This is a genomic window from Rhizorhabdus sp. (assembly GCF_018006725.1).
Classification (GTDB): Bacteria; Pseudomonadota; Alphaproteobacteria; order Sphingomonadales; family Sphingomonadaceae; genus Rhizorhabdus.
Genome location: NZ_JAGMXV010000380.1, coordinates 1 through 3,461, shown reverse-complemented (window position 1 = coordinate 3,461; position 3,461 = coordinate 1). Strand labels below are relative to the sequence as shown.

2 protein-coding genes and 1 pseudogene are annotated in these 3,461 nt (G+C 64.8%); all 3 read left to right on the top strand.

From position 1 onward, the window contains the following. Window positions 1-217, top strand: a pseudogene (locus tag KAY22_RS26380) (excinuclease ABC subunit B); the annotation flags it as partial. Window positions 218-239: 22 nt separating this feature from the next. After that, window positions 240-2,894, top strand: a complete 2,655-nt coding sequence (locus KAY22_RS26375) for an excinuclease ABC subunit UvrA (protein ID WP_017980846.1) — start codon at window positions 240-242, stop codon at window positions 2,892-2,894. A gap of 144 nt (window positions 2,895-3,038) precedes the next feature. Then, the coding region (locus KAY22_RS26370) for a Dyp-type peroxidase domain-containing protein (protein ID WP_296626050.1) at window positions 3,039-3,461 on the top strand (423 nt) is incomplete at its 3' end.

The window sequence follows — 3,461 nt, the reverse complement described above, 5'->3', positions numbered from 1 at the left end:
GCTCTCGTCGGTTCGCGGCCTGGCGTCGGCGCAGCCCTACGGGCAAGAGCCGTCGGTCCATTCGGAAGCCTTCTGCGAGAACCTGTACGAGCTTTGCGACCGGATCACGGAGAAGGAACAGGCGCTGCTCGCGGCGGTGGATCACGGCCAAGAGGATCGGGCCGAGACGATCCGGGGCGAGCTGGACGGCCTCTACCGTCAGTTCATTTATCTGTGACGCGCCGGGTGAAAGTGACCGAATGAGCAAGGATCAGGAGCCTCAAACCACCCCCGGCAAGGAACGCGCGCCGCGATCCGGCTTCGTACAAGTGCGCGGCGCGCGGCAGAACAACCTCAAGAATGTTGATGTGGACGTTCCGCGCGATGCCTTCGTGGTGTTCACCGGCATATCGGGATCGGGCAAGTCGAGCCTCGCCTTCGGCACCCTCTATGCCGAGGCACAGCGCCGCTATCTGGAATCGGTCGCGCCCTACGCCCGCCGCCTGATCGATCAGGCCGGCGTGCCGGAGGTTGACGCCATCGACGGGTTGCCGCCCGCGGTCGCGTTGCAGCAGCAGCGCGGCTCGGCCAATGCGCGGTCTTCGGTTGGCAGCGTGACGACGCTCTCCAGCCTGGTGCGGATGCTCTATTCGCGCGTCGGAGAATATCCGCGCAATCAGCCGATGCTCTATGCGGAGGACTTCTCCCCCAACACCGTGGCCGGGGCCTGCCCGACCTGCCACGGCATCGGGCGCGTCTATGACGCGACCGAAGAGACGATGGTGCCCGACGACAGTCTCACCATTCGCGATCGGGCGATCGCGGCATGGCCGCCGGCGTGGCACGGCCAGAACCTGCGCGATATCCTTGTGTCGCTCGGCTATGATGTCGACACGCCATGGCGCGATCTTCCGAAGAAGGATCGTGACTGGATACTCTTCACCGACGAGACGCCGACGGTGCCGGTCTATGCGGGTCTGACGCCCGAACAGACGCGCGTTGCCCTCAAGCGTCGTATGGAGCCGAGCTATCAGGGCACCTTCACCGGCGCCCGTCGCTACGTGCTGGAGACCTTCGCCAACACCAAAAGCGCGCTGATGAAGAAGCGTGTCTCGCAATATATCATCGGCCGCGATTGCCCGACCTGCGACGGCAAGCGCCTGAAGCGCGAGGCCCTGTCGGTGAAGTTTGCCGGCCTGGACATCGCCGAGTTTGGCGACCTGACGGTGCTGAAGCTCCGGGACTTGCTCACGCCCGTCGCCCATGGCGAGTATGGTAGCGCCTCGACGACCCTGAAGGGCCATGTTCTCGGCAAGGCGGCCCGCGATGCGGCGGTTGAACGTAGGGTCGCGGCGGGAGGCTCGGCACACAAGGCAGCGCCTGACGTGCGCCGCACGCCCAATCTTTCCGATGAGAAGCGGGTCGCCGCGCAGCGTCTCGCATCCGAGCTGCTCGAACGGCTAGGCCCGCTGATCGACCTTGGCCTTGGCTACATCTCGCTCGACCGCAGCACGCCGACGCTTTCCTCCGGCGAGCTGCAACGCCTGCGCCTTGCCACTCAATTGTCGTCACAGCTTTTCGGCGTGGTCTATGTGCTGGACGAGCCATCGGCGGGGCTGCACCCGGCAGACGGCGAAGCGTTGCTGACCATCCTTGAGCGGCTGAAGGCGGCGGGCAACTCGCTGTTCGTTGTCGAGCATGATCTTGACGTGATCCGCCATGCCGAATGGCTGGTCGATGTGGGGCCAGGTGCCGGCGAAAAGGGCGGCGAAGTGCTCTACAGCGGCCCGATCGCAGGGCTTGCCGGCGTCGAGGCGTCGATCACCCGTCGCTATCTGTTCGCAGAACCTGACGCCCATGACCGGACCCCGCGCGAAGCAAAAGCATGGCTCCGTCTTGAAGGTGTGACCCGCAACAATCTTCACGGGCTCGACGTCGCGCTACCGATTGGCTGCTTCACCGCCGTCACCGGGGTTTCAGGATCGGGCAAGTCCAGTCTTGTCAGCCAGGCACTTCCGGAGCTTGTGACGGAACAACTCGGCGGCACGCCGGCTGCCGAGGAGGAGGATACCGATCCGCTGCTCGATGTTGCGCGGGAAGAGACCGAAGGCCGCATCGTTGCGGGCATGGAGCATGTGCGCAGGCTGGTGCGGGTCGATCAGAAGCCGATCGGCCGCACTCCACGCTCGAACCTCTCCACCTACAGCGGCCTGTTCGATCATGTGCGCAAGATCTTCGCGAACACCCCACTGGCGCGCCGGCGCCACTACAGCCCGGGCAGGTTCTCCTTCAACGTCGCACAGGGCCGCTGCCCGGTGTGCGAGGGTGAGGGCTTCGTCATGGTGGAGCTGTTGTTCCTGCCCAGCGTCTATGCGCCCTGCTCGACCTGCCATGGCAGCCGCTACAATCCGCAGACGCTCGAAGTCGAATGGAACGGCCGCAACATCGCCCAGGTGCTTGAGCTGACGGTGGACGAGGCGTGCGACTTCTTCGCGAGCGAACCGTCCGTCATGCGCTCGCTCGATGTGCTGCGGGAGATTGGCCTCGGCTATCTGAGGCTTGGACAGCCGGCGACGGAACTGTCGGGCGGCGAGGCCCAGCGCATCAAGCTCGCGACCGAGCTGCAACGCGCCCAGCGTGGCAACACCATCTACATCCTCGACGAGCCGACTTCGGGGCTTCACCCTTCCGACGCTGATCGGCTGATGCGGCACCTGCAGGGCCTTGTCGATGTCGGCAATACGGTCGTCGTCGTCGAGCATGACATGCGAGCTATTTCACAGGTGGATTGGGTGATCGATCTGGGGCCTGGCGCTGGCGAAGATGGTGGCCGGATCATCGCGAGCGGCGTCCCTCACGATGTTGCCGAAGCGCAAGGCAGCCTGACCGCGCCTTATCTAAAGGCGGCGCTTTAGCCGCTTGGACGCCGGCGACAGGGGGGAGTGGGACTATGGTGAGTCTTGTCGATTGGGGTGTGGCGATCCCGATGATCGAGCACCGGCCATGTCTTGCTGGGATGTGATAGCGATGGTCCTGCCCGACCATTCAGGGAGTTGAACGTGCCTTCTACCGTCTCTCAAGATGTTACCGCTCGTTCCCAGGCCGTCGATGCCCGGCTTACCCGCGCTGCGATCTTTCTGGTCGTCTCGATGGGCGCCGGGGAGAAGCCGGAAGCGGGGGTGCGGGGTCTTTGCGCCATCCTGTTGTCGCTGGTTCGTGGCGTGGGCTTCCGGGCGGCAGACGGCGGACTTTCCTGCATCATGGGGATCGGCTCCGATGCTTGGGACCGGCTATTCGGAGCGCCGCGGCCGAAGGAACTGCATCCGTTCCGGGAAATCCGCGGCGTCCATCATGCGCCTTCGACGCCCGGCGACCTGCTGTTTCACATTCGCGCCGCGCGTCAGGATTTGTGTTTCGAGATGGCGGCGCAGATCGTGAAGCGTCTCGCCGGCTTCGCCTCGGTGACGGACGAGGTGCATGGC

Excerpts from the sequence above, each read along its gene's own strand:
- KAY22_RS26375 (WP_017980846.1), top strand. The coding sequence starts at position 240 with ATGAGCAAGGATCAGGAGCCTCAAACCACCCCCGGCAAGGAACGCGCG.